The sequence below is a fragment of the Streptomyces sp. NPDC088097 genome (genome assembly GCF_044741845.1).
GTDB lineage: Bacteria > Actinomycetota > Actinomycetes > Streptomycetales > Streptomycetaceae > Streptomyces.
This window is the reverse complement of the sequence record NZ_JBIUTJ010000003.1, coordinates 30,462-55,357: the sequence shown is the minus strand read 5'-3', so window position 1 is coordinate 55,357 and position 24,896 is coordinate 30,462. Positions and strand designations below refer to the sequence as shown.

Sequence of the window (24,896 nt, the reverse complement as noted above, 5' to 3'; positions counted from 1 at the left end):
GCGGGCCGTGGGCCCCCGTGCCATGCTCAAGGAGTGAAGGGCGATGCCGGGCCCGCGGGAGAGGGCGCCGCACCGGAGGTGCTGGCGCTCGCCAAGGTGGTGGCCAGGCTGCGCGCGGAGATCGTCGACCTGGAGGGCGTCGCCGCGACCACGGCCGTGGTCGAGCGGGCCAAGGGCGTCCTGATGGCCCGGGCGGCGGTCCCCGCCGACACGGCGTACGAGATGCTCCTCGCCCGCGCCGGCGAGCGGGGCCACACCCTGCTGGAGGAGTGCTGGATCACCCTGGGTCGGCTCGCCTCCCGACCCGCCGCCCCGTTCGCCCCGACGCCCACCGCCGCCGACCCCACGGCCACCCACCCCACCGCCGCCGACCCCACGGCCACCCACCCCACCGGCGCACCGCCGAGGCCGGAGGCCGCCTCCGCCCGCCGCCCCGACCGCCCCGACGGCGGGACCGCGTCGCGCGCGCTGCCGGCCCGGCTCGCCGACGGCCTGGCGACGGCGCACGGGGGCGACGACATCGCGGAGCTCCTGCTGAGGGTGCTCGGCGCCGCCACCGGCGTGGACGCGGTGATGATCTACGCCCTGACCCCCGCCGGAAGCCTGGAGCTGATCGGCCGCGCCGGCATCGAAGAGGCGCTGGCCGCGCGGTGGCGCCACGTCCCCCCGCTCAGCGGCATCGCCGCCCACGAGGCGATCGCCGGACGGCGGGCTCTGTGGCTGGAGGATCCCGCGCGGGACGCCCACCGCTACCTGCTGATCGGGGACCCGCCCGAGCGCTGGCCGTCCCGCGCCTGGCTCCCCGTGCCCGCCGACGGCCCCGCGACCGCCGCCATCGGCCTCCTGCGGACCCGGCCGGGTCCGTTCGCGGCCGAGACCCGCGCGCTGCTGCGCCGGGCGGTCCGGCTGTGCGCGGGCCCGCTCGGCCCGCCGGAGCGGCCCCCGGACGCCGGTGCCGCGGTGGCCCGGGAGAGCGCCGACGTGACGGCCGTCCAGCGGGTCCTGGAGGCGGTGGCCGGACCCGCGGCCCTGCTCACGCCCCTGCGTTCGACCGCGGGGGAGCTGGAGGACTACCGCATCGACGCGGCGGCCCCCGAGTCCGTGGACGTGGCGGGGCGGCGCGGCAAGGAACTCGTCGGCCTCCGGATCCTGGAGACGTACCCGACGGTCGCGGGCACCGCGCTGTGGGAGGGCTACCAGGAGACCCTGACCACGGGAACCACGTACGAGGGCGAGCCGTTCACCTACGAGGAGGTGAACGCCGGCGTCCCGCGGCGGTCCGTCTACTCGGTCCGGGCCTCCAGACTCGGCGACCGCCTGGTGGTGTCCTGGACCCGGCACGACACCGGCGAGCGCGAGGCGCGCCGGCTCGCCGACATGCAGCGGCTGGGCAACCTCGGTTGGGCGGGCTGGAACCTGGCGACGGACACGGTGACCTGGTCCGACCAGGTGTACGCCATCTTCGACCGCGATCCCGGCGACGGGCCGGTCACCCTGGAGGAACTCCCCGGGCACCTGATCCCCGACGACGTGCCGAAACTGGCCTCCGCCGTACGGAGACTGCTGAGCGAGGGGCAGGCCGTCGACCGGCAGTTCCGGATCGGCACCGCCCACGGGGTGCGCCACCTGCGGATCGTCGCCGAGGCCCAGACGGACGCCGACGGCACCCCCGTGGAGGTGCACGGCTTCTTCCAGGACCTCAGCGCGCAGCGCGGCGCCGAGTTGGCACTGCGCGAGAGCGAGCGCGCCGTCCTCCTCCAGCGCGGCATGCTCCAGGCCGAACGGGCGCTCGCCGCCACCCTCCAGGACACGCTGCTGCCGATCCCCCAGCAGTCCCTGGAACTGGCCGGCCTCTGCGTCGACGTCGCCTATGTCCCCGCCGACCGGGGGGTCAACGTCGGAGGGGACTGGTACAGCGCCATCGGGCTGCCCGACGACAGCGCCCTGTTCGTGGTCGGGGACGTCGCCGGTCACGGGCTGGCCGCCGTCGGGACCATGGCCCAGCTGCGGTTCACGACGAAGGGGATGACGGTCACCGGCTCTGCGCTGCCCGACGTACTGCGCCGGCTGAACGCCCTCCTGCTGCACACCGCTTCGGACCCGGCCGGCAGCGCCACCGCCACCATGGTCATGGGCCGCTACCAGCCCTGGGACCGGCGCCTGGTCTGGGTACGGGCCGGGCACCTGCCTCCCCTGCTGATCCGCGACGGCCGGGCCGCCTTCCTCGAACAGCCGCGCGGGCCCCTCCTCGGAGCCGCCTTCGAGGCCTCGTACGAGCAGGCCGTCATCGACCTGCTCCCGGGCGACCACCTGTTGCTCTACACCGACGGGCTGGTGGAGGAGCCGGGCGAGGACATCCGGGCCGGACTCGAACGGCTCGCCGCGTCCGCGCTCCGCCTCCTGCGCGAGGGCCGGTACGAGACCCTCGCCCGGACGCTGGCCGCGCAGTGCCCGGGCAACCGCGACGACATCTGCGTCCTGGACATCCACGTACCGGAGGGCCTCCCACCGGACGCCCGCGCACCGGACGACGTCTGATGGGCGCGGATTGGGCGGCAGGGAGCGGGGTAGGCGCGAGGCACCCGAATGTTCCCCGGAACGGAGGAGGGGGTGCGCGAACGATGTCCAAGGCGATCGGAGAACGCTTCGTCGTCGAGGTGGAGGCCCTTCCGGCGGCCACGCTCCTGGTCCTCGCGGGCGAACTCGACCACGACACCGCCGACCCCCTGCGTCAGGCCCTCGACGGCGCGTGGCAGGGTGGCGGGCGCCTGTTGGTGGATGTGAGCCGCCTCGACTTCTGTGACTCCACGGGGCTGAACGTCCTGTTGCGCGGTCGGCTCGCGGCCGGGGAGGGCGGCGGCAGCCTGGAGCTGGTCGGCCTGCGACAGCCCGTCGAACGAATGTTCCACATCACCGGCGCGGACCGGCTCTTCCCGCTCCACGCCGATGTGGAATCCGCGTTGGCAACGCCCCAGCGCGCGTAGCGGAGGAGCGCACATGGACGAGCGCCGGTCATCCGAGCTGACCCGGCGACTGGTGATCGACGGCGTCAAGGACGTGGTCACCCGGTGCCGCGACTTCACCCGCCAGGCACTGGCCGAGTGGCACTGGCCGCCGAGCGCCGACGGCGCCGGGCCGGAGGTCCTCGAAGACGCCCTGCTGCTGGTTTCCGAGGTCGTGGCCAACGCGTGCCTGCACGCGGGCGGCCCCACGTCCCTGGTGCTGCGGCGTTCGGGGGACCGGCTCCGGATCGAGGTGACGGACGGGAGCCCTGCCGCACCGAAGCCCCGGCAGCGGCCGGACCCCTCCAGGCCCGGCGGCCACGGACTGCTCATCGTGGAGCGACTGGGACGGACCTGGGGCTGGGAGGTCGTGGACGGGGGCCCGGGCAAGTGCGTGTGGGTGGAAGTGGAATCCCCCGTCTGACCGCCTTCAGGCTTCGTCCGACAGCCCTCAGGCTTCGCGGACCTCGGCTTCGACCCGGTCGCCCGGGTGGTCTTCGGGGTCCTCGGCGTCGTCCTCGGCCAGCAGCCCGGCCCGTAGCGTGCGCATCATCCGGCTCAGCAGGCGGGATACCTGCATCTGGGAGATGCCCAGCCGCTCGCCGATCGCCACCTGGGTGAGTTCGTCCCCGTACCGCAGGGACAGGATCAGCCGGTCGCGCTCGCCGAGCCCGGCCAGCAGCGGTTTGAGCGTCTCCAGGCACTCGATGCGGTCGTACGCCTCTTCCTCCACGCCCAGCGAGCGGGTCAACGGGGCCGCTTCCTCGCCCTGGCCCGACGGGACGTCGAGCGAACCCGCCGTGTAGCCGCTCGCGGCCCGGCGGCCCTCGGCCAGCTCGGCGTCGGTGATCCCGAGGCACTCGGCGAGTTCCCGCTCGGTGGGCCGACGTCCCAACCGTTGCTCCAGGACGTCCCCGGTCTTCGCGATGTCGAGCCGCAGTTCCTGGAGCCGCCGGGGGACCCGCACGGCCCAGCTGGTGTCACGGAGGAAGCGCTTGATCTCGCCGGTGATGGTGGGCAGCGCGAAGGTGGCGAACTCGACGCCGCGCTCCACGTCGTAACGGTTGATGGCCTTGATCAGGCCCACCGTGCCGACCTGGACGATGTCCTGCTGGGGTTCGCTCCGCCCCCGGAAGCGGCGGGCGGCGTACTTCACCAGGCTGAGGTTGAGCTCGACGAGGGTGTTGCGCACGTACGAGTACTCCGGCGTGCCCTCCCGCAGCCCGTCCAGGCGGCGGAAGAGCGCGCTGGACAGGGTGCGCGCCTCGTCGGTTCCTACGGCGAGCAGGTCCTCGGGAACGTCGAGGCCGTCCACAAGGACCGCGCCGTGGCGGGGGAGTACCGGTTCGCTGCGGGTGGGTGACATGAGTGCCCTCCGACGGGTGAGGGCCGGCCCGGGAGGGCGCGGCGGAGGCCGTCGCGATGTCTCCAGGGGTACATACCCACTGCAAACGGACTTTTACCCACCTATGTGGTCGTGCGGGCGCTCTACCTCAGGTAACCGGCTCCGGAGCCGGTACGGGGCCCGGCAGCGGCCCCGGCTGCGGCTGCGGGCCGGGCCCCGGCGCGGGCGAGGGGCGCGGGTCGGGACCCGGCCGCGGCGGGGTCGGAGGCACGGGATCGGGGCCGCCGGGAGCCGGTACCGGGCCGGGCAGCGGGCCCGGCTGCGGGCCGGGGCCGGGGCCGGGCGCCGGGGTCGGGTTCGGAGGAACGGGATCGTTGGGAGGGGTACCCATGCTTGCTCCCTGTCGTCGGGGCGCCGGTGCGGTCCGGCGCGCACAGGGTCGCGCCTGCCCACCGGAGCCCGCCCGAACCCGGTGGCACGCGGACGTGGCCCGGACGGGCCGGCTCAGGCGCCCGATGACGGCTCCGGGCGGTCGGCATCGGGGGAACCGCGGCGCTCCCGTTTCAGCCCCGCCTCGTGGAGGTGGTCGCGGCCGTCGGCCAGGGAGTCGACGAGGCTCCGTTCCAGGTCGGCGAAGGGTCGGTAGTAGGTGTCGTTGTAGGCCTCGACGATCTGGAAGGTCCAGTGCCCGGGGATGACGTTGCGGCCGACGATCTCGCGCTCCACCCGGGACGCCGCCTCCTCGTGGCCCGCCTCCCGCAGCAGCCTGACGGCGTCGTCGAGCTGGAAGTCGGCCGTGCCGGTCAGCTGGTGGAAGCCGTAGAGGTGGCCGCGGGCCCGCTCGGTCGTCTCCAGGGCCTTCGACAGGGCTCCCAGTGCGGCCACCGTCCGGTCGTCGACACCCTCCGGCACCCGGTGGGACGGGTCTGTTTCCTCGTCGCTCTGCTCCATGCGGATTCTCTACCCCGCCGCGGGCGTCTTCCACGGGACATTCGCGCGGACACGCCTGTTGGGAGGCCCGGGAGGCCTCGTCAGAGCATCTCGCCGGCGCACGAGTCGTGGGGCTCGCACGCGTAGCACGCGTACCGCATGCGTCCGGTGCACGCCCGATGTTCTCCAGCAGGTAGCGGTCCCCACAGCCCTCGCAGGCGACCCGCCCGCGCAGCACGCTCTCCCAGCCGACGCCCCCGCCGAGGGCGTCCTAGGAGGCGGTGACGAACGCGGCTCGGGAGGGGGCGTGCCCCTCGGGCCGGTGCCTGAGGTACCAGCAGTACACGGCGTGGAACGCCGTGCCGGTCACCAGGTGGTCCCGCGCGCGACCGTCCTCGACCCACGCCCGGGCGAGCCGGTCGATCCGCTCTTCGATGGGCCGCCCGCCGTCGAGTACCGCCTCGTTGCTCGTCACCGCCGCCTTGTGCGTGCGCACGCGCCCGCTGTCACCGGCCGCCGGCGCGGCCGCTCGCGAGCGGCCACTCGCGGTGGAGGGTGCCCAGCGGGACGCGGTGTTCGATGGCCGGCGTGCCGAACAGGGAGAGTCCGAGCTGGAGGCGACCGCTCAGGTCGAAGCCGCCGTGCAGCGCCCAGGAGGCGGTCGCCGTCGCCTTGCCGTCGGTGGACGCGGTGGCCCCGGCGCCGGTCTCGCCGCGCAGGTACGGGGCGAAGTCGGCGGTGACGCCCACGGCCCCGTACAGGCCCACGGAGGCCTCGGCGCCGAGCGCGGCCTTGACCCGACCGGCCGCGGTGACCTCGGCCTTCACGGGGGAACTCCGCACCGTCGAAGTGCTGACCGGGGTCCAGCCCCGGCCCGACGCGTAGCCGCCGCCGACACGGAAGTCGCCCTTGACGTCCTGGCGGACGTCGAGGGTGACGCGGCCGTCCGCCTCCACCTGGACGTAGCACGTCAGGTCGAGGGTGACGACGACGGGCACCGGGCCGACCTGGATGACGGGGGAGCTGTGCAGTTTGGCGAACGGGATCCGCCTCGGCGCCCCGGTGCTCGCGGCGGCGCGGCCCTTCAGCTCCCACTGCGAGGACCAGTCGCCGCTCATGCCGAGGAAGCCCGAGTGCGGTCCCGAGGCGCCGCCCCGGCCGCCGTCGTAGGAGAACTCCACCTCGGGGGCGAGCTGTACGAAGCCGGAGACCGAGGCCCCGGCCGAGGCGGGCGCGCCCTCGGCGGTGTCCACCGCGGCGTTCACGTCCAACCGCAGGTTGCCGAGGGGCAACCGCGCGCCGTTCGGGCCGAACCGGACGTCCCCGCTCTTCGCCCAGGAGACGGTGACGCCCTTCATCAGGGGCTCGACCGTGACGGCGGACGGGTCCACCGGGACCTTGCCCTCGGCCCGATCGTCCTTGAGGGCGGAGGCCAGCGTCGTGGGCACGGTCTTGACCTCGGTGCCGCGGTCGGTCCTCCCCACGACCTCGGCGACGCTCGCGAGCAGGCCGTCCGGTGCGCCGGGCGCCGGGGCACTGGCTATCACGTCCCCGACCGCCACCGGCTCGTCCGGCGCGTCGGACGAACCGGGCGCGGGGGAGCGGTCCGGCGGACCGGTCGGCCCGGAGGGGGCCCCGGATATGACGGCCCGTCCGGCGGCCTTGTCGTAGGACGCGAGCCGGAGCCGGGACTTCTCGGGCCCGTCCCGGCCGGTACGGGTGCGGGCGATGGCGCTCGGGGCGGAGGACCCCTGCGGCGCGGGGTCGACGTCCAGGCGTCGCGGGCCGTCGGCCGCCGGGGCCGCCGTGGCGGATCCGTCGGCCCCTCCCGTCCCCGTAGCGGCGGTGTGCCCGGGGGAGGAGCAGCCGGTGGCGGCGAGCGCCAGGGTGGTGAGGCCGGGGAGCAGGAGACGTCTGGCGAGCGTGCGCACGTGGGTGTGACCTTCGGAGGGGAGAACAGGGTTATTACCGACTGGTAACGGGAAGGTCGATCATGCCATGCGGGCGGCCGGCCGCTCGCCACGGGTGGGCGTCAACTCGATTGCGGCGCATGACAGTTGAAGATTCATTCACGTGGGATGCCGCCCCCCGTGCGAGGTCGCCGCGTCCGAATCCGCCGGGACGGCGGGCCCCGGCGCGGGTGAGCCGCGTCTCACCCGGGCGCCGCCGCTTGTTTATGCAACAAGGTGCATAGCAGGATCGGAGCATGGCGCTCGAACACGCGATCCTCGTCTCGCTGCTGGAGAAGCCGGGCTCCGGCTATGAGCTGGCCCGGCGCTTCGAGCGGTCCATCGGCTACTTCTGGACCGCCACCCACCAGCAGATCTACCGCGTGCTCAAGCGCATGGAGGGCGACGGCCTGCTCGTCGTCCGCGAGGTGGCGCAGCAGGGCAGGCCGGACAAGAAGGAGTACTCCGTCGTCGGCCCCGGTCGTGAGGCCCTCGCCGAGTGGCTCCACGAGCCGATCGAACCCGAGAGCCTGCGCCACGACCTCGCGGTGAAGATCCGGGGCGCCGCCTTCGACCGGCCGGCCGCGCTGATCCGCGAGGTCGAGCGGCACCACCGTGTCCACGGCGACCGCCTCGCGCACTACCTCGCCGGGGAACTGCGCGACTTCACCGGGCCCGAAGCGACCGCCACGCCGCTGGACGCCGGCCGGGAACTGCAACACGTCGTGCTGCGCGGCGGCATCGCGTACGAACGGATGACGATCGCCTGGCTCGACGACGTCCTCGCCACCCTCCACCGGATCGGCCCGGATCTCCACCGGATCGGCGCGGACCTCCCGCCCGCCTGAAACCCACCGATCGCACCTGTCACACCAGACCCACCCGTCATACCCGACCCCTCGACCCGCACCCACCCCGGAAGGCGGACCTCCATGGCCGACGCCCTGCTGTTCAACCCGCGCACCTACGACCCGGCGCACTTCGACCCCGAGACCCGCAGGCTGCTGCGCGCCACCGTCGATTGGTTCGAGGACCGCGGCAAGCGCAGGCTCATCGAGGACTACCGCTCCCGCGCCTGGCTGGGCGACTTCCTCGCGTTCGCGGCCAAGGAGGAGCTGTTCGCCACCTTCCTGACGCCCGCCTCCGCCGCCGGCGGCCGGGAGGCCCGGCGCTGGGACACCGCCCGGATCGCCGCGCTCAACGAGGTCTTCGGCTTCTACGGCCTCGACTACTGGTACGCGTGGCAGGTGACCGTCCTCGGCCTCGGGCCGGTCTGGCAGAGCGACAACGCCGCCGCGCGCGACCGCGCCGCCGGGCTCCTCGCCCAGGGCGAGGTCTTCGCCTTCGGCCTGTCCGAGCGCACCCACGGCGCCGACATCTACTCCACCGACATGCTGCTGGAGCCCGACGGCGACGGAGGTTTCCGGGCCACCGGCTCCAAGTACTACATCGGCAACGGCAACGCCGCCGGACTCGTGTCGGTCTTCGGGCGCCGCGGCGACGTCGAGGGTCCGGACGGATACGTGTTCTTCGCGGCCGACAGCCGCCACCCCGCGTACCACCTGGTGCAGAACGTCGTCGACTCCTCCAAGTACGTCAGCGAGTTCCGCCTGGACGGCTACCCGGTGTCCGCCGAGGACGTCCTGCACACCGGCCGCGCCGCCTTCGACGCGGCCCTCAACACCGTCAACGTCGGCAAGTTCAACCTCTGCACCGCCTCGATCGGCATCTGCGAGCACGCGATGTACGAGGCCGTCACCCACGCGCACGGCCGTGTCCTGTACGGCCGTCCCGTGACCGCCTTCCCGCACGTGCGCCGGGAGCTGTCCGACGCGTACGTCCGTCTCGTCGGCATGAAGCTGTTCAGCGACCGCGCCGTCGACTACTTCCGTTCGGCCGGTCCCGACGACCGCCGCTACCTGCTCTTCAACCCGATGACGAAGATGAAGGTGACCACGGAGGGCGAGAAGGTCATCGACCTGATGTGGGACGTCATCGCGGCCAAGGGCTTCGAGAAGGACACCTACTTCGCCCAGGCGGCCGTCGAGATCCGCGGACTGCCCAAGCTGGAGGGCACGGTCCACGTCAACCTCGCGCTGATCCTCAAGTTCATGCGCAACCACCTGCTCGAACCGGTCGAGTACGCCCCCGTACCCACCCGTCACGACGCGACCGACGACTCCTTCCTCTTCAGGCAGGGGCCGGCCCGCGGCCTGGGGTCCGTGCGCTTCCACGACTGGCGCCCCGCCTATGACGGGTACGCCGCCCTGGCGAACGTCGCCCGCTTCCGGGAGCAGGCGGACGCCCTGTGCGAGTTCGTGGCCACCGCGGCCCCGGACGAGGCGCAGAGCCGCGACCTCGACCTCCTCCTCGCCGTCGGGCAGCTGTTCGCGCTCGTCGTGCACGGTCAGCTCATCCTGGAGCAGGCCCGCCTGACCGGCCTCGACGAGGACGTGCTGGACGAGCTGTTCGCCGTCCTGGTGCGCGACTTCTCCGCTCACGCGGTCGAACTGCACGGCAAGGACTCCGCCACCGAGCCGCAGCAGGCCTGGGCCCTCGGCGCGGTCCGGCGTCCGGTCGCCGACGAAGCCCGTTCCGCCCGGGTCTGGGAGCGCGTCGAGGCGCTGGCCGGCGCGTACGAGATGGCGCCGTAGGCACACCGGCCCGCGGGTCGGACCGGCCGGCCGACCGCACGGGCGGCCGGCCGGTCGGTCGGTAGGGCGGCGGTCCGGCGGTCGGTCAGTCGGTCCGGCGCGAGGCGCCGGCCAGCCGGCCGCCGGCCGGGAAGTGCAGGCGGTCCAGTCGGGCCGAGTACGGCCACCCCCGCGCCCGGTGGAAGCACAGGTCGCTCGGGATCGGTACGTCCCGCAGGTCGGCCGCGTACGCGCCGTCCGGGAGCTGCGCCGCCGCCCGCGCCAACAGCGGGTCCCGGGACGCCGCCCACTCGGAGACGGGCGCGGGCCGGGGCCACGGCTCGCCGGTGTTCGGAACCATCCACGGCCCATCGGCGTGGCCGGCGCCAGCGGGGGTGGCGGCGAGAAGCCGTTCGGCCCGGCGCGCGTAGGACAGCAGCAGCGCCGGCAGCGATTCCGCGACCAGGGTCACCTCGGGGTACTTGCGCAGCCCCGCCGGATCGGCCGGCACCGAGACGACGTAGCCCCACTGCCCGGTCGTCGCTTCGATCCGGACCTGCGCGAGCGCGCGGGTGCGGCCGTAGCGGACGAGGGAGAGGGGCCAGTACGTCCCGTCGCCGCCCAGCATCCGGTGCAGCTCGGGGTCGACGGCGAGTTCGGGCGCGCTCGGCAGCAGGCTCAGCCGGGGCAGGCCCGCCACCGCGACCCCGCCGATCTCGCGGAGCACGACCCGGACGTCCTCGGGCACCGGGACGGGCCAGGCGTCCATGTCCCCGTCGGAGCCGCCCCCGTCGAGCCCGACCCGTCCGGGGAACCGCGCGGCCAGCTCCCGCAGTTCGACCACCGCCCGGTGCGGGGCGTCCTCGGGCTGCGCGTGCCGCCGCACCGGCCGGCCCAGGAAGTCGCCGCTCACCACGCTGCGCAGCAGCAGCACCCGGCCGTCGCCGACGAAGCGGAACCGGACCTCGCTGCTGCCGGTGTCGGCGGTGGCGTACGCGGTGGAGAAGTAGGGCTCCCAGCCCACCCCGCAGGGGTAGCCGGGCAGCTCCCGCAGGTCGACCAGGTCGGTGAGCGGGTCACCGCGCCCGATGAGGGCCGCCAGTTCGGCGTCCGGGCCCTCGGCGGCGGCCACGCTCGGCACGGCCGGGACGAACAGCTCCGGCGCCGGCGCCCGCCCGTCCGCCTCCTCGGCCGGGCGCGCCGCGAACCCGGCCAGCCACCCGAGGAACTCCGGCGCCTCGACGGTGACCCGGGGGTCGTCGCCGTACGGGTACACGGCGACGACCGGCCCCCAGTCGCCCCGTCCGGCGGCGACGAGCAGCGAGCCCTCGCCGAACTCCAGCCCGCCCACCGTCCAGCAGCCGTCCTCGAACCCCTGCCGGCCGCGCGGCCCGAAGGAGTACTCCCCCTCCTCGGTCTCCACCCCGCCGACCTCCCGCAGCACCCGTCGCAGTGCTTCCGGCACCTCGACCGGCCAGGCGTCCAGCTCCGCGTCGGTGAACCCGTCGAGCAGGACGACCTCTTCCGGCCGCTCCGCCGCCCGGGCCCGCAACGCGGAGACCACCGCTGCCGGGTCGTTCATCGCCCACACCCCTCGTACCGTCGCCTTCGACCGGACCGCCTCCGGCCGATCACGCACGGTACCTCCCGGGCCGGCGGGGGATGACTCGTGCCCCTTCGGGGAACCGAAGGAGCACCGGGACGCGTTCCAGGTGTGCAGGACGAAAGAGGCGCCAGGCACACTCGTGTGTGTCGCATTCAGGTCACCAGGAGGATGATCCACGCATGATCACGCTTAAGAAGGAAGACGGCCCGGCGGACCTGGGCGGAGTGACGCACCTGTCCATCGGGGTGTCCTGGGACCCCACCGCCGGGAGCAGCGGCGGGGTGATGGGCGTGCTTCGGCGCAAGACCGGCACCGACCTCGATCTGCTCGCCATCGCGATGCAGGGCACGGACCCGGTGCGCCTCGCGGGGCTCGACTCCCTGGACCCGATGGGCAACGGCTCGTTGATCCACAGCGGCGACAACCAGACCGGGCGCGGGGATGGCGACGACGAGACGGTGACGGTCGAGTTCGCGCGGGTACCGCAGCAGATCACGTCGATCGTCTTCGTCGCCGCCGCATACAAGAAGGGCAGTTCCTTCCAGAAGGCCCGCAACATCAGCTTCAAGGTGTACGACGCCACCGGGGGCAGCGCCCAGCAGGTCGCCGACATCTGGCCGAGCCTGCTCAGCACGGACAACGGCTGCGCGGTGGCCAAGGCCATACGCGTCGGCGCCGGTTGGAAGCTGGAAGTGATCAACGAGACGGGGAAGATCAAGCAGGGTGACGAGCTGGCGATCATGCGCTTCGCCATGAGCAAGTAGGTCATCGGCGGCCCCCGGCGGCCCGAGGTGCCTTGGCCGAACCTTCCGACAGGGGGAGGGGGCGTGCACGGTGTGGGACCGGTGCGCGCGTCCGGGCACGGGCGCCCGGACGCACCGCCACCCGCGACGCGGTCGTCGTCGCCGGACTTCCCCGGCAGCGGCGAGAGCGCCCTCGACGTGGGCTTCCGGGAGGTGCTGTCGGCAGCGCCGCCCGCCGACGGGAGACCTCGCGCCGCGCCTTCGCCACGCACCGCGGGGGGCCCGGCGTGCCTCTGCCGCGGACCGCGCCTGCGGGGACCGCTCCCCGAGGGTGCGGTGCACTCCCGGGCCGCTCCCCGCCGCCTCCCGGCGCCCCTCCACACGGCGTCCGCACCCCCTCCGGCCAGGGATTCCTCTTGATCGAGTCGCCGGGTCGCGGCGGCCGCCGCTAGCATCGGAGCGGTTTCAGCCGTGGGGGAATCCGTCGAGACGGGAGTCCAACGTGAGGGCCACACCACGACACATCGCCCGCATGGCCGCCGCCGGCCTGCTGTCCGCCGCACTGCTGACCGCCGGAGGCCTGGCGACCACCGCGTCCGCCGCGGCCACGCCCAGCCCGTCGGCCTCGAAGTCCGCTTCGAAGTCCGCGACCGGCGAAATCACCTTCAAGGCGACCCCGACCGAGGTCAAGGCCGGCGAGAAGGTCACCTTCACGGGCCGCACCAAGGGCCTGCCGATCGGCACCAAGGTCGTCCTGCAGCACAAGAACGGCAGCAAGTGGACGACCCTGCATGCGAACACCCTGATCAAGCAGGGCTCCAGCTACTCCCTCGACAACGCCTTCAAGACCAAGGGCAAGGAAGAACTCCGCGTCACCGCCGGCGAAGCCACCTCGCCCACCGTGACCGTCACCGTGAAGTGATCCCGGATCCCGGATCCTCGCCCGACGTCGGCCGACCGACCGGACCTATCGGTCGGCCGACGAGGTGACCGTGCGGAGCCGGGAGCGGAGCGCCGCCAGCCGGACGCGCAGGAGTTGTGACGGCGTGGGCGGCAGGCTGCGGGAGGCGCCGCGCGCGTAGTACCGCTCGACGTGGTACTGACCGGCGGACAGGACCGTGGTGACCGCGATGTACCAGACGGTGGCGACCAGCAGCAGCGGGATGACCTGGTAGTTCTGGTTGTAGACCAGCTGAACCGAATACAGCAGGTCGTGCACGGCCAGCACGCTGACGATGCTGGTGCCCTTGAGCGTGCCGATCAGCATGTTCCCGGCCGTCGGCACGATCGACCGCATCGCCTGCGGGACGACGATCTTGCGCAGGGTGCGACGCCTGCTCAGGCCGAGCGCCTGCGCCGCCTCCGTTTGCCCGGGGTCCACCGAGAGGATCCCGCCGCGCACCACCTCGGCCGCGTACGCCGTCTCGTGCAGGGTCATGCCGATGACCGCGGTCAGTGTCGGGCCGAGGAGGTTCACCGTCTGGAGGGTGAAGAGTTGCGGGCCGTACGGGATGCCGAGCCCGAGCGTGGGGTACAGGGCGCCGATGTTGAACCAGAACAGCAACTGCACCAGCAGCGGTGTGGACCGGAAGATCCACACGTAGCCCCAACTCAGCGTCCGCAGCACCGGGTTCGAGGACAGTCGCATCACGGCCAGCACGGTGCCGAAGAGGAAACCGAGCACCATCACCACACCGGTCAGCCACAGGGTCAGCAGCAGTCCGTGGAGCACGGCGGAGGTGCTGAAGTACGCGCCCACGACGCCCCATTGGAAGGCGTCGTTGCGGATCACGGACGCCACCACCATCGCGAACAACGCCAGGGCGACGGCGGCGGACATCCGGCGGCCGACGTGCCGGCGCGGGACGATCGGTGGCAGGTCGGGAGCGGGATCAGGGGGTCCGACGCGGGGCGCGGCCGGGGATTCGGCGACCGGTTCGGTCGCTTCGGAGACGTCGGAAGGCGTGGCCATGAGGGGGCTCTCCAGGCAAGGGATCGCGGGCGGGGATGACCGCCCGGCGGCGCACGCGCCGCCGGGTTCGTGGAGCTGTCGTCACGCGCGCCGCGTCCCTCAACGCGACCGGAGGGCTCCGCACGGGGCGGAGCCGGACCTGAGCCGATCGTATGCGCCCACGGCGTCGCCGTGTCAACCGCGAGAGCCCCGAAAGCCGTGAGAACCGGTCCGTGTGAACGCCGTGTCAACGGCGGACGTCGGGTGGTCCGCACGGGTCCGGCATCCGGGCCGATTGCTTGACGAAGACCGGCTCTCCTGGTCAAGTAGGCCCATGAACGCCCATCAGCGCCTGGTCTCGCGCGACTACATCGACTTCGGTCGGGTGTGGTCCGCGGCGTGTTGCGCCTGATGCGGCAGCGGGCTGCCTGATCGGCCCTTCCCTCCCTCGGTGACCCCGTCGCGGGCCGAGATCTCCCTTCGCGCCACCCCTTCCGCACACGGGCCACGACCCGTGTGAGGGCGCGGTGCCGCGCGCGGGACGTGCGCTGCCGCCACCCGATCGTCCCCGACACCCCGCGTCGTCACGCGCCGTGTGGCGATCTGACGATTCCACATATACCGCTGTACGGACGGGGGTTCACCCTGCCCGCACGCGCTCCGCCGTGCTCCCGAAAGGCCATCCACCCATGCCCGTGGAATTCCTCGGCATCGCCGCCACCAACGACGGCTCCGAAACCACCGCCCGCTCCGGCGCCGCCTTCGACAAGGAGTACACGCTCCGCCTCGCCCGGGCGCACGAGGACCACGGCTGGGACCGGGTGCTCTTCGCCTACGGGTCCGGATCCCCGGACCCCGCGCCCGCCGCCGCGTACATCGCGAGCAGGCTGGAACGCCTCCAGATCCTGCTGGCCCACCGGCCCAACGTCTCCTACCCCACCTACGCCGCCAAGACCTTCGCCACCCTCGACCGGATCAGCGAGGGCCGGCTCGCCGTGCACTTCATCACCGGCGGCAACGACCACGAGCAGGGCCGGGAGGGCGACACCCTCACCAAGGACGAGCGCTACGCCCGCACCCGCGAGTACATCCGGATCGTCAAGAAGATCTGGACCAGCCACGAGGCGTTCGACCACGAGGGCGACCACTACCGCTTCCACGACTTCGTCAGCGATGTTTTCCCCGTCCAACAGCCGCGCCCGAACGTCTCCTTCGGCGGCTCCTCGCCCGCCGCGTACGCCGTCGGGGGCGCGGAGGCCGACATCTACTGCCTGTGGGGGGAGCCCCTGGAGCAGACCGCCCAGCAGATCGAGGCCGTGAAGGCCGCCGCCGAGGCCGCCGGCCGCACCGAACCGCCCCGCATCCAGGTCGCGTTCCGCCCGATCATCGCCCCGACCGAGGAACTGGCCTGGGAGAAGGCGCACCGCACGGTGGGCGCCATCCGGCAGCGGCGCGAGACGGGCATCGTTCCCTCGCACCACCGGGGTGGAGTCCCGGAGGCCCCGGCGCCGCAGAACACCGGATCGCAACGGCTGATCGCCATCGCCGAGGCGGGGGAGCGCTACGACCGGGCGCTGTGGACGCCGACCGCCGCCGCCACCGGTGGCGCGGGCAACTCCAACGCCCTCGTCGGCACTCCGGAGACCGTCGCCCGCGCACTGCTGGACTACTACGACCTCGGCGTCGACATCCTCTCGGCCCGGGGCTACGACCTGCTGGGCGACGCCGTCGACTTCGGCCGCTACGTGATCCCGCTCGTGCGCGAGGAGGTCGCCAAGCGCGACGCGGAGCGCGGGGCCAAGCAGGCCGCCGAGCAGGCCGCCGAGCACGAGGCGCGGCACACGGCGGAGCACGGAGCCGGGGACGCCGGTGCCCCCGGCCACGCCACCCTCTCGGCGGTGCGCGGGTGAGCGCCGCGAGACCCCTGCCCCTCCCTCCCCACACGCCCCACGTCCGGCAACGGAAAGGCCGCCCCGCCGTGAACACCCCCGGGAACGGGATCCGCACCCGCCTGCGCACCGCCGCCGCCCTCGCCCTCCTGCCGCTCCTGACCCTGACCGCCTGCGGCTCCGACGGAGGGAACACGGCGGTGGCGGGCGCCCAGGTCTCTCCCGCGCCCTCCGACGACCCCGTCGCCGGCCTGCGCAGGGTGGACGCCATCGCCGCGCTCCTGCCCGCCGACGTCCGCGAGCGGGGCACCGTACGCATCGGCAACTCGGTCGGAGCCCCGCCCTCGGCCTACTACCCGAACGGCCAGGACAAGCCGCCCGCCGGTCTGGACATCGACATCGCCGACGCCGTGGCCAAGGTCCTCGGCATCAAGCCCGAGCACCAGGACGCCTCCTTCGAGACGATCCTGCCCGCCCTCGGGAGCGGCAAGTACGACCTCGGCACCGGCAACTTCGGGGTCACCACCGAACGCCTCAAGACCATCGACTTCGTCACCTACGTCAACGACGGCCAGGGCTTCGCGGTCAAGACGGGCAACACCACCCTGACCACACAGGTCACCGACCTCACCCAGCTCTGCGGTCTGACCATCGGCACCGGTGCGGGCACCACCTTCGAGAAGACCCTGGGAGCCCGGAAGGACGTGTGCGCCGCCGCCGGCAAGAAGCCGTACGAGGTCAAGGTGTTCTCGGACCCCGGCGCCGTCACCACCGCCCTCCAGCAGGGCCGGATCGACGTGGTCATGTCGACGATCAACGGGCTGCGGTACCAGGCGGCCCAACCCGCCGCGCGGACCACCTTCCTCGGCGAGTACCACCGCCTCGACGTCGGCTTCGCCTTCAAGAAGGGCTCCCCGCTCACCCCCGCCTTCCAGGCCGCCGTCAACGAGCTGATCAAGAACGGCACCTACGCCCGGATCCTGGAGAAGTGGGGCACCACGGCCTCCGCGATCGACACCTCGCAGATCAACCCGGCGGAGCACACGTGAGTGAGGTGATGGTCGAGGTCAGGGGCGTCCACAAGAGCTTCGGAGCGTTGGAGGTGCTGCGCGGAGTCGACCTCCAGGTCCGCGTCGGCGAGGTCACGGTGGTCCTCGGGCCCTCCGGCTCGGGGAAGTCCACGCTCCTGCGCACCATCAACCACCTGGAGAAGGTCGACCGGGGCTGGATCGGCGTCGACGGGGAGATCATCGGCTACCGCGAATCGCGAGGAAAACTGTACGAGTTGAAGGAGAAGGAGGTGCTCGGGCAGCGGACCCGGATCGGGTTCGTCTTCCAGAACTTCAACCTCTTCCCGCACCTCACCGTGCTGGACAACCTCGTCGAGGCCCCGGTGTCGGTCCTGCGCCGCCCCCGCCGGGAGGCGCTGGAGAGTGCCCGTCGACTGCTGGAGCGCGTGGGCCTCTCCGACAAGGGCGACGCCTACCCGCGCCAGTTGTCGGGCGGCCAGCAGCAGCGTGTGGCCATCGCCCGCGCGCTCGCCCTCGAACCCAAGGTGCTGCTCTTCGACGAGCCGACCTCGGCGCTCGACCCCGAGCTGGTCGGCGAGGTCCTGGACGTCATCAAGGACCTCGCCCGCGCCGGCAGCACGATGATCGTCGTGACGCACGAGATCGGCTTCGCCCGCGAGGTCGCCGACACCGTCGTGTTCATGGACGGTGGGACCGTCGTCGAACAGGGCCCGCCCGCCGCCGTCCTGGACGACCCGCGCCATCCCCGCACCCGCGCCTTCCTCTCGAAGGTGCTCTGACGCGGCGGCCTACAGGACGACGGGCAACTCCCCGAGACCCCGCATCAGACGCGTACGCCGCCACACGAGGGACTCCTCAGGGACCGCCAGAGCCATCCCGGGGAACCGGGTGAGCAGCGCCCGCAGGGCGATCTCGGCCTCGGCCCGTGCCAAGGGAGCCCCCAGGCAGCGGTGGATCCCGTGGCCGAAGGCCACGTGGCCGCCCGCGTCCCGGTCCAGGTCGAGCCGGTCGGGATCGGCGAACGCGGCCGGGTCGCGGTTCGCGGCCCCCGGAGCGATCAGCACCGGGGCGCCGGCCGGGATGTCCGTACCGCCCAGCCGGAGCGCCTCGGTGCTGAAGCGGAAGGTGGCGGTGCCCACGGGGGAGTCGAAGCGCAACAGTTCGTCGAGCGAGCCGGCGATCAGGTCCGGGTCCCGGCACAGGCGCGCGAGCGACGAAGGGTCGCGCAGGAGTGCGAGGACGGAGTTGGAGAGGAAGGCGGTCGTCGTCTCGTGACCGGCCACCAGCAGGAGCACGGCCAGCGAGACGACCTCGTCCCGATCGAGGGAGCCCTCCTCACCCCGCCGGGTCAACGCGTGCAACAGCCCGTCGCCGGGGGCGCCGCGCACCGTGTCGACGAGCCGGGTCATGTAGTCGCCGAGGGCGTGGGACGCGGCGTCGACGGACTCCGGTTCCCCGGCGGCGAACAGGTCGTTCGACCAGCCGGACACCAGGTCCCGATCGGCGGGCGGCACCCCCAGCAACTCGCAGACGACCGTGACCGGAAGGGGCGCGGCCAGGCCCGCCACCAGATCGACCCGTGCCCCCGGCTCCCACCCGTCCATCAGGGCGTCGACGACCCGGGCGATGTACGGACGCATCCCCGCGACCGGCCCCTTGGTGAAGAACCCGGCCGCCACCGCCCGCAGGCGCGTGTGGTCGGGCGGATCGCTCGCGAGCATGTTCCGGGACACGGCCGGATGCAGATCGCGCCCGGAGGGCCGCCCGGCGAAGAAGCGGGCGGTGTCCTTCGACAGCCGGGGATCCACGAAGGCCTCCCGGGCCTCCGCGTGACCGGTGATCAGGTACGAGTGGCGCCCCTTCGACCCGCTCGGGACCCGCTGGACCGGGGACACGCCGCGCAGACGGGCATAGCCCGGGTACGGGTCGCGTGAGGTCAGGGGGTCGTGCGGAGCGTCGGTCACGGCGCCGCGCCGGTCGGGGTAACCATGCCCCGAACGGTACCGGCGCGGGCCGCGGGAGCCCGCACCGCATGGCCGGGACGCGCCCGCGGCGGGTGGCATCGCGGCCGCGACGTGACGCCGTGTGCCCGGCCGCACACCACGACTCCGGACGTTCGCAATACCGTTCCTTCCCGGCCACGCGCAAGACGTCAGCCGGTAAATCCTCGTTGACGCACTAGACTGGAGGGCTGTTTGGCGCCGGACCGGAACAACCTGGGCAGACCCGGGCTCCGCCGGCGACCCGGACTTCCGGGAACGAGACACGAGGGCCGATGTCAGCCACACCTGAGCGCGGTGAACTCACTCTGCTCGACGACGGGCGGAGCGACGACGGGCGGAGCGATGACGGGTCCGGCAAGTCCGCACGGTTCTCCGCCGGCCCCGCGGCCCCCGCGCGCACCCTCGTTGACGTCTTCGAGGCCTCCGTGCACGCCTGCCCGGACGAACTCGCCCTCGACGACGGCGCCGTCCGTCTGACCTACCGGGCGCTCGCCGTCGAGGTCGAACGCCGCCGGCGCGCCCTGACGGCCGCCGGAGTGGGACTCGGCGACCGGGTCGGCGTACGGGTGCCCTCCGGGACCAACGAGCTGTACGTGGCCATCCTCGCCGTCCTCTCCGCCGGAGCGGCCTACGTGCCGGTCGACGCCGAGGACCCGGACGAGCGGGCCGACCTCGTCTTCGGCGAGGCCGGGGTGCGGGCGGTGCTCAGCGGCGGCGGACGCATCGACACCACCGGCCGAGCGGACACCGCCGCGACGGCGACAGGGACGGCGCCAGGGACGGCGACGGCGACCGCGATCACGCCGTCGACAGCGGCGGCGACAGCGCCCGCGGCACGGCCCGGCCCCGAACACGACGCGTGGATCATCTTCACCTCCGGCTCCACCGGCAAGCCCAAGGGCGTCGCCGTCAGCCACCGCAGCGCCGCCGCCTTCGTGGACGCCGAAGCCGAGCTGTTCCTCACCGAGGAGCCGATCGGACCCGGCGACCGGGTCATGGCCGGGCTGTCCGTCGCCTTCGACGCCTCCTGCGAGGAGATGTGGCTGGCCTGGCGCCACGGCGCCTGCCTCGTGCCCGTGCCCCGCTCCCAGGTCCGCAGCGGCGCCGACCTCGGCCCCTGGTTGGTGGACCAGGAGATCACCGTGGTCTCCACCGTCCCGACCCTGGCCGCGCTCTGGGAGTCCGAGGACCTGGGCGAGGTACGACTGCTCATCTTCGGCGGCGAGGCCTGCCCGCCCGAACTGACCCAGCGCCTGGTCACCGAGGGCCGCGAGGTCTGGAACACCTACGGCCCCACCGAGGCCACCGTCGTCGCCTGCGCCTCGCTGCTGACCGGGGAGGAACCGATCCGGATCGGGCTCCCGCTGAACGGCTGGGAGCTGGCCGTCGTCGACGAGTCCGGCGAGCCCGTACCGATGGGCGGCAGCGGCCAGCTCGTCATCGGCGGCGTCGGCCTGGCCCGCTACCTGGACCCCGCGAAGGACGCCGAGAAGTACGCCCCGCTGGAATCCCTCGGCTGGCGGCGCGCCTACCGCAGCGGCGACCTCGTACGCGCCGAACCCGAAGGACTGGTGTTCCTGGGCCGCGGCGACGAGCAGATCAAGCTCGGCGGACGCCGCATCGAACTCGGCGAGGTCGACTCCGCCCTCCAGGCCCTGCCCGGCGTCGCCGGCGCGGCCGCCGCCGTGCGCACCGCGCGCAGCGGCAACCAACTCCTCGTCGGCTACCTGGTCACCCAGGAGGGCTGGGACCGCGCAGCGGCGGTGGAGCGGCTGCGCGCCGAACTCCCGGCGGCCCTCGTCCCGTTGCTCGCCCCCGTCGACGAACTGCCGACGCGCACCTCGGGCAAGGTCGACCGCGACGCGCTGCCCTGGCCGCTGCCCGAACAGGAGGCCACCGGCCCCACCGAGCAGCTGTACGGAACCGAGGCCTGGCTCGCCGAACAGTGGAGCGAGACCCTCGGCGTGGCCGTCACCGGCGCCGCCGACGACTTCTTCGCCATCGGCGGCAACAGCCTCGCCGCCGCCCAGCTCACCACCCGGCTGCGCGCCCGCTACCCGAGCGCGGCCGTGCTCGACATCTACCAGCAGCCCACACTGCGCAAGCTCGCCAGGCGCCTGGAGAAGTCCGTCCAAGGGGACGGGACGGCCCGCACCATCGCCCCCGTACCGGTGCGCGCCCAGGTCACGCAGTCCCTCCTGCTGCTCCCGCTGTTCACCCTGGTCGGCCTGCGCTGGACCGTGGCGCTCCTCGCCCTCGGCAACGTCCTGCACACCCTCGGCCCCTACCCGTGGGCACCGACCGCCTCCTGGTGGCTCGTCGTCGCCGGTGGGGCCCTCCTCTTCAGCCCGCCGGGCCGTCTCGCCATCGCCGCGGGCGGCGCCCGCCTGCTGCTGCGCGGGGTCAAGGCCGGACGCCACCCGCGCGGCGGGAGCGTGCACCTTCGGCTGTGGACCGCCGAACGGCTCGCCGAATGCGCCGGAGCGACCTCGCTCACCGGGGCCTGGCTGGAACGCTACGCCCGGGCCCTCGGCGCCAAGATCGGCCCCGAGGTGGACCTGCACTCGCTGCCGCCGGTCACCGGCCTGCTCAAGCTCGGCCGCGGCTGCGCCGTGGAGTCCGAGGTGGACCTCTGCGGGTACTGGCTGGACGGCGACCGCCTGGAGATCGGCCCCGTCAAGGTCGGCGCCGGCGCCGTCGTCGGCACGCGCAGCATCCTCTTCCCCGGCGCCCGGGTCGGGAAGCGGGCCGAGGTGGCCCCCGGGTCCGCCGTGGTCGGACAGGTCCCGACCGGCCAGCGCTGGGCCGGAGCGCCCGCCGCCAAACTGGGCAAGGCCAAGCGGAACTGGCCCGCGCAGCGCCCGCCGCGGTCGGTCCACTGGCGCGCCATGTACGGGGCGACGGGCTTCTGCCTCACGGTCCTGCCCCTCCTCTCCATGCTGCCGGCCCTCCTCGTGCTGAGCGGGTTCGTGCCCGCAGACGCCGACTTCGGCGACGCCCTGCGCGGAGCACTCCTCGCCGTCGTGCCCGGAGCGCTCGCCTTCGGGCTCGCGTACGCCCTGCTGCTGCTCGTCTCCGTGCGCCTGCTCAGCCTGGGACTGCGTACGGGCAACCACCCCACGCACAGCCGGATCGCCTGGCAGGCCTGGACGGTCACCCGGCTGATGGACCTGTCCCGCGAAACGCTGTTCCCGCTGTACGCGGGGCTGATCACCCCCGTGTGGCTGCGGCTGCTCGGCATGAAGATCGGCCGGGGCGCCGAGGTGTCCACCGTGCTGGCGCTGCCCAGCCTCACCACCGTCGGCGAGGGCGCCTTCCTGGCCGACGACACGCTGACCGCTCCGTACGAACTGGGAGGCGGCTGGGTGCGCATCGGGCGCTCCGAGATCGGCCGGCGGGCCTTCCTCGGCAACTCCGGCATGACCGCCCCGGGCCGCAACGTCCCCGACGACGGGCTGGTCGGCGTGCTGTCCGCCACCCCGAAGAAGGCCAAGAAGGGCAGCTCGTACCTGGGCCTGCCGCCCGTGCGGCTCCCGCGCGCGGCGGCGGACTCCGACCAGAGCCGCACCTACGACCCGCCCGCCCGACTGTTGTGGGCGCGGGGTCTGGTGGAGCTGTGCCGGCTCGTGCCCGTCTTCTGCTCGGCGGCGCTGGCCGTACTGACCGTCGGCGCGTTCTGCGCCCTCGTCACGAGGACCGCCCTGGGGACCTGGGGCACCGCGCTGCTGTCCGGAGCGGTCCTGCTCGCCGCCGGGGCCGCCGCGTGCCTGGTCTCGGTCGCCGCGAAATGGCTTCTCGTGGGCCGCCACCGGACCGGAGAGCACCCGCTGTGGAGCGGCTTCGTCTGGCGCAACGAACTGGCCGACACCTTCGTGGAGGTCCTGGCCGTGCCGTGGCTGGCCGGATCCGTACCCGGCACCCCCCTGCTGGCCCTGTGGCTGCGCGGCCTCGGCGCCAGGATCGGCCGGGGCGTGTGGTGCGAGAGCTACTGGCTGCCCGAGACGGACCTGGTGGAGCTGGGCGACGCGGTCACCGTGAACCGGGGTTGCGTGCTCCAGACCCACCTCTTCCACGACCGGATCTTGAGGACGGATACTGTGGTCCTCCGCGAGGGCGCCACCCTGGGCCCGGGCGGAATCGTCCTGCCCGGGAGCACGGTCGGGGCGCGCAGCACACTCGGTCCCGCCTCTCTCGTGATGGCCGGGGAAACCGTCCCGGCCGACACCCGCTGGCTGGGCAATCCGATCGAGGCGTGGCGGTCCTGACCGGGCCTACGAGCACAGCGCAGGGAGCGGAAGCGGCAGTGAACGGCCAGAGGACAGCGGCAGCGGACCCGTACTTTCCGGCCAACGGCGACCCCCGTTACCGCGTGCACCGGTACGAACTCGCCTTGGAGTACCGGCCCGGCCCCAACCGGCTGGCCGGGACGGCCCGACTCAGCGCCATCGCCGGGCGGGCCCCGCTCACCGAGTTCGATCTGAACCTCGCCGATTTCCGGGTGGGCCGGATCCTGGTGAACGGACGCGCCCCGCACTACACCCATCGGGCCGGCAGGCTCCGCGTCCGTCCGGCCAAGCCGCTGCCCGCCGGCGCCGCCTTCACGGTGGAGGTCCACTGGGCGGGCAACCCCAAGCCGGTGCGCAGCCCCTGGGGCGGCATCGGCTGGGAGGAACTGACCGACGGGGCGCTGGTGGCCAGCCAGCCCGTCGGCGCCCCCTCCTGGTACCCGTGCAACGACCGCCCGGCCGACAAGGCCTCGTACCAGATCTCCGTCAACACGCCCTCCGCCTACACGGTGGTCATCGGCGGCCGGCTCCTCACCCGCACCACCCGGGCCTCCACGACCACCTGGGTCTACGAGCAGCCCGCCCCGACCTCCAGCTACCTGGTCGGCCTGTCCATCGGCATGTACCAGACGGTGCTGCTCGGCGACCCGGGCCTCGACGGCGTCCCGCAGAGCGCCCACGTACCGGCCCACCTGCTGGCGCGCTTCTCCCGGGACTTCGCCCGCCAGCCCGCCATGATGCGCCTGTTCGAGGAACTCTTCGGCCCCTACCCCTTCGGCGAGTACGCGGTCGTCGTCGCCGACGAGGAACTGGATGTGCCGGTGGAGGCCCAGGGGCTCTCCCTGTTCGGCGTCAACCACGTGGACGGGATGCGCGGCTCGGAACGCCTCGTCGCGCACGAACTCGCCCACCAGTGGTTCGGCAACAGCGTGAGCATCGCCGACTGGCGGCACATCTGGCTGAACGAGGGCTTCGCCAAGTATGCCGAATGGCTCTGGGCGGAACGCTCCGGCGGCCGCCCCGCCCACGAGGCGGCGACCGCCGCGCACCGCCTGCTGGCCGCGCTGCCCCAAGACCTCCTCCTCGCGGACCCGGGCCGCAAGCTCATGTTCGACGACCGCCTCTACCAGCGCGGGGGCCTGGTCGTGCACGCGGTCCGCTGCGCCCTGGGCGACGGGGCCTTCTTCCGGATGCTGCGCGACTGGGCCGCCGTGCACCGCCACGGCGTGGCGACCACCGTCGCCTTCACCACGCACGCGGCCCGCTACGCCGTCGAGCCGCTGGACGAACTGTTCACGGCCTGGCTGTACGAACCCTCCCTGCCGCCGTTGCCCACGCCCGGCGCCCTGACCGCGCTCCCGGCCCGGCCCCTCCACCCGCCCACGAACGGCGGTACGGCGGGCCGCGGCAGCGCCACGGCGTAGCTCCGCCCCCGCTCCCGCAGGCCCCCGCCCCCATTGGCCCAGTCGGGGACGGTTTGGGCGCGGCCGAGGGGATCTCCGCCCGCTCGCAGCGTGCGCGGGACAGG

At 73.4% G+C, this 24,896-nt stretch carries 19 protein-coding genes; 12 read left to right on the top strand and 7 right to left on the bottom strand.

All coding sequences use genetic code 11. The features are described 5' to 3' along the window. Window positions 1-33 precede the first annotated feature (33 nt). The 3 genes from ACIOD1_RS10275 (at window position 34) to ACIOD1_RS10265 (ending at window position 3,426) form a co-directional block, all read left to right on the top strand. Entirely contained in the window at window positions 34-2,538 is a 2,505-nt protein-coding gene (locus ACIOD1_RS10275) for a SpoIIE family protein phosphatase (RefSeq protein WP_401901453.1), read from the top strand. Between the two features lie 83 nt (window positions 2,539-2,621). Then, complete coding sequence (locus ACIOD1_RS10270) at window positions 2,622-2,984, top strand: STAS domain-containing protein (RefSeq protein WP_365612718.1); 363 nt, start codon at window positions 2,622-2,624, stop codon at window positions 2,982-2,984. A gap of 13 nt (window positions 2,985-2,997) precedes the next feature. Next, window positions 2,998-3,426 carry an ATP-binding protein gene (locus tag ACIOD1_RS10265; RefSeq protein WP_365612720.1) on the top strand — a complete coding sequence of 143 codons (429 nt, stop codon included), beginning with the start codon at window positions 2,998-3,000 and terminating at the stop codon, window positions 3,424-3,426. A gap of 27 nt (window positions 3,427-3,453) precedes the next feature. Here the strand turns inward: ACIOD1_RS10265 and ACIOD1_RS10260 are convergent, their stop codons facing one another. From ACIOD1_RS10260 to ACIOD1_RS10245, 4 genes are all read right to left on the bottom strand, one after another. Next, the gene (locus tag ACIOD1_RS10260; protein ID WP_365612722.1) at window positions 3,454-4,368 is read right to left on the bottom strand and encodes a SigB/SigF/SigG family RNA polymerase sigma factor; all 915 of its coding nucleotides are present in this window, start codon (window positions 4,366-4,368) and stop codon (window positions 3,454-3,456) included. Window positions 4,369-4,851: 483 nt separating this feature from the next. After that, the gene (locus ACIOD1_RS10255) at window positions 4,852-5,298 is read right to left on the bottom strand and encodes a hypothetical protein (RefSeq protein WP_365612724.1); all 447 of its coding nucleotides are present in this window, start codon (window positions 5,296-5,298) and stop codon (window positions 4,852-4,854) included. Window positions 5,299-5,548: 250 nt separating this feature from the next. Beyond that, a complete protein-coding gene (locus tag ACIOD1_RS10250; RefSeq protein ID WP_401901452.1) occupies window positions 5,549-5,773 on the bottom strand; it encodes a hypothetical protein in 225 nt (74 codons plus the stop codon). Between the two features lie 10 nt (window positions 5,774-5,783). Then, window positions 5,784-7,208 (bottom strand): hypothetical protein, encoded by a 1,425-nt coding sequence (locus ACIOD1_RS10245; protein WP_365612733.1) that lies wholly within the window; start codon window positions 7,206-7,208, stop codon window positions 5,784-5,786. Between the two features lie 275 nt (window positions 7,209-7,483). Here ACIOD1_RS10245 and ACIOD1_RS10240 point away from each other — a divergent pair, with 275 nt between their 5' ends. Together ACIOD1_RS10240 and ACIOD1_RS10235 are read left to right on the top strand one after the other, a co-directional pair. Further along, complete coding sequence (locus ACIOD1_RS10240) at window positions 7,484-8,074, top strand: PadR family transcriptional regulator (RefSeq protein WP_365612735.1); 591 nt, start codon at window positions 7,484-7,486, stop codon at window positions 8,072-8,074. An 84-nt stretch (window positions 8,075-8,158) separates the two neighbouring features. Then, the gene (locus ACIOD1_RS10235; RefSeq protein ID WP_365612738.1) at window positions 8,159-9,880 is read left to right on the top strand and encodes an acyl-CoA dehydrogenase family protein; all 1,722 of its coding nucleotides are present in this window, start codon (window positions 8,159-8,161) and stop codon (window positions 9,878-9,880) included. A gap of 85 nt (window positions 9,881-9,965) precedes the next feature. Here the strand turns inward: ACIOD1_RS10235 and ACIOD1_RS10230 are convergent, their stop codons facing one another. Then, window positions 9,966-11,441, bottom strand: a complete 1,476-nt coding sequence (locus ACIOD1_RS10230; protein ID WP_365612741.1) for a hypothetical protein — start codon at window positions 11,439-11,441, stop codon at window positions 9,966-9,968. Between the two features lie 203 nt (window positions 11,442-11,644). On the opposite strand from ACIOD1_RS10230, the gene ACIOD1_RS10225 reads away from it, so the two are divergent. Beyond that, entirely contained in the window at window positions 11,645-12,229 is a 585-nt protein-coding gene (locus ACIOD1_RS10225; RefSeq protein WP_365612744.1) for a TerD family protein, read from the top strand. A gap of 481 nt (window positions 12,230-12,710) precedes the next feature. After that, complete coding sequence (locus ACIOD1_RS10220) at window positions 12,711-13,130, top strand: hypothetical protein (protein ID WP_365612746.1); 420 nt, start codon at window positions 12,711-12,713, stop codon at window positions 13,128-13,130. A gap of 45 nt (window positions 13,131-13,175) precedes the next feature. Here ACIOD1_RS10220 and ACIOD1_RS10215 read toward each other — a convergent pair whose 3' ends face one another. Then, a complete protein-coding gene (locus ACIOD1_RS10215; RefSeq protein WP_365612749.1) occupies window positions 13,176-14,180 on the bottom strand; it encodes an amino acid ABC transporter permease in 1,005 nt (334 codons plus the stop codon). A 668-nt stretch (window positions 14,181-14,848) separates the two neighbouring features. Here ACIOD1_RS10215 and ACIOD1_RS10210 point away from each other — a divergent pair. The 3 genes from ACIOD1_RS10210 (at window position 14,849) to ACIOD1_RS10200 (ending at window position 17,858) form a co-directional block, all read left to right on the top strand. Then, window positions 14,849-16,069 (top strand): LLM class flavin-dependent oxidoreductase, encoded by a 1,221-nt coding sequence (locus ACIOD1_RS10210; RefSeq protein ID WP_401901449.1) that lies wholly within the window; start codon window positions 14,849-14,851, stop codon window positions 16,067-16,069. 68 nt (window positions 16,070-16,137) lie between these two features. Then, window positions 16,138-17,097 (top strand): ABC transporter substrate-binding protein, encoded by a 960-nt coding sequence (locus tag ACIOD1_RS10205; protein WP_365612755.1) that lies wholly within the window; start codon window positions 16,138-16,140, stop codon window positions 17,095-17,097. A gap of 8 nt (window positions 17,098-17,105) precedes the next feature. Beyond that, window positions 17,106-17,858, top strand: coding sequence for an amino acid ABC transporter ATP-binding protein (locus ACIOD1_RS10200; RefSeq protein ID WP_401902315.1), 753 nt, complete (start codon window positions 17,106-17,108; stop codon window positions 17,856-17,858). 9 nt (window positions 17,859-17,867) lie between these two features. Here ACIOD1_RS10200 and ACIOD1_RS10195 read toward each other — a convergent pair whose 3' ends face one another. Further along, a complete protein-coding gene (locus tag ACIOD1_RS10195; RefSeq protein WP_365612758.1) occupies window positions 17,868-19,043 on the bottom strand; it encodes a cytochrome P450 in 1,176 nt (391 codons plus the stop codon). 311 nt (window positions 19,044-19,354) lie between these two features. On the opposite strand from ACIOD1_RS10195, the gene ACIOD1_RS10190 reads away from it, so the two are divergent. Both ACIOD1_RS10190 and ACIOD1_RS10185 read left to right on the top strand, forming a co-directional pair. Next, entirely contained in the window at window positions 19,355-23,347 is a 3,993-nt protein-coding gene (locus tag ACIOD1_RS10190; RefSeq protein ID WP_401901447.1) for a Pls/PosA family non-ribosomal peptide synthetase, read from the top strand. Window positions 23,348-23,385: 38 nt separating this feature from the next. After that, window positions 23,386-24,792 carry a M1 family metallopeptidase gene (locus tag ACIOD1_RS10185; RefSeq protein WP_365612764.1) on the top strand — a complete coding sequence of 469 codons (1,407 nt, stop codon included), beginning with the start codon at window positions 23,386-23,388 and terminating at the stop codon, window positions 24,790-24,792. The last annotated feature ends 104 nt before the right edge of the window (window positions 24,793-24,896 follow it).

Excerpts from the sequence above, each read along its gene's own strand:
- ACIOD1_RS10270 (WP_365612718.1), top strand. The coding sequence starts at position 2,622 with ATGTCCAAGGCGATCGGAGAACGCTTCGTCGTCGAGGTGGAGGCCCTT.
- ACIOD1_RS10265 (WP_365612720.1), top strand. The coding sequence starts at position 2,998 with ATGGACGAGCGCCGGTCATCCGAGCTGACCCGGCGACTGGTGATCGAC.
- ACIOD1_RS10260 (WP_365612722.1), bottom strand. The coding sequence starts at position 4,368 with ATGTCACCCACCCGCAGCGAACCGGTACTCCCCCGCCACGGCGCGGTC.
- ACIOD1_RS10255 (WP_365612724.1), bottom strand. The coding sequence starts at position 5,298 with ATGGAGCAGAGCGACGAGGAAACAGACCCGTCCCACCGGGTGCCGGAG.
- ACIOD1_RS10240 (WP_365612735.1), top strand. The coding sequence starts at position 7,484 with ATGGCGCTCGAACACGCGATCCTCGTCTCGCTGCTGGAGAAGCCGGGC.
- ACIOD1_RS10235 (WP_365612738.1), top strand. The coding sequence starts at position 8,159 with ATGGCCGACGCCCTGCTGTTCAACCCGCGCACCTACGACCCGGCGCAC.
- ACIOD1_RS10230 (WP_365612741.1), bottom strand. The coding sequence starts at position 11,441 with ATGAACGACCCGGCAGCGGTGGTCTCCGCGTTGCGGGCCCGGGCGGCG.
- ACIOD1_RS10225 (WP_365612744.1), top strand. The coding sequence starts at position 11,645 with ATGATCACGCTTAAGAAGGAAGACGGCCCGGCGGACCTGGGCGGAGTG.
- ACIOD1_RS10215 (WP_365612749.1), bottom strand. The coding sequence starts at position 14,180 with ATGGCCACGCCTTCCGACGTCTCCGAAGCGACCGAACCGGTCGCCGAA.
- ACIOD1_RS10210 (WP_401901449.1), top strand. The coding sequence starts at position 14,849 with ATGCCCGTGGAATTCCTCGGCATCGCCGCCACCAACGACGGCTCCGAA.
- ACIOD1_RS10200 (WP_401902315.1), top strand. The coding sequence starts at position 17,106 with ATGGTCGAGGTCAGGGGCGTCCACAAGAGCTTCGGAGCGTTGGAGGTG.
- ACIOD1_RS10190 (WP_401901447.1), top strand. The coding sequence starts at position 19,355 with ATGTCAGCCACACCTGAGCGCGGTGAACTCACTCTGCTCGACGACGGG.